Origin of the sequence: Bordetella sputigena, from assembly GCF_965137885.1 — a bacterium.
GTDB lineage: Bacteria > Pseudomonadota > Gammaproteobacteria > Burkholderiales > Burkholderiaceae_B > Bordetella_C > Bordetella_C sputigena.
Map to the genome: position 1 here is coordinate 1 of NZ_CBCSCA010000040.1, position 312 is coordinate 312.

The window sequence follows — 312 nt, forward strand, 5'->3', positions numbered from 1 at the left end:
AGCACGGCACCTGGCTCGTGCCGACACTGGCCATCAGCCATTTGACGCCGAAGCAGGCCAAGAATCAGTGGGAAAAGACTTTCGCCGAAGGGCGCGGTTGGACGCACGCGGTGTGCTGCCGAGCGGAAGCTGCCTCGGACGTACACTCGGCATGGTTCCAAAAGGCGGTGAAGGCCGGTGTCAAAGTTGCGCTCGGTTCGGATCTGCGCCCGCTCAAAGACGGCGCACTGCTGGAGATGGGCCTTTGGGCGCGCGCCGGAGCCACCACGTGGCAGACGCTGGTGGCGGCCACCCGCAGCGGGGCCGAGCTCT

At 66.3% G+C, this 312-nt stretch carries 1 protein-coding gene; it reads left to right on the plus strand.

Annotation, left to right across the window (positions count from 1 at the left end; genetic code table 11):
- A partial coding sequence (locus ACNA0R_RS27255) for a hypothetical protein (RefSeq protein ID WP_462935923.1) occupies window positions 1–312 on the plus strand: 312 nt, incomplete at both ends.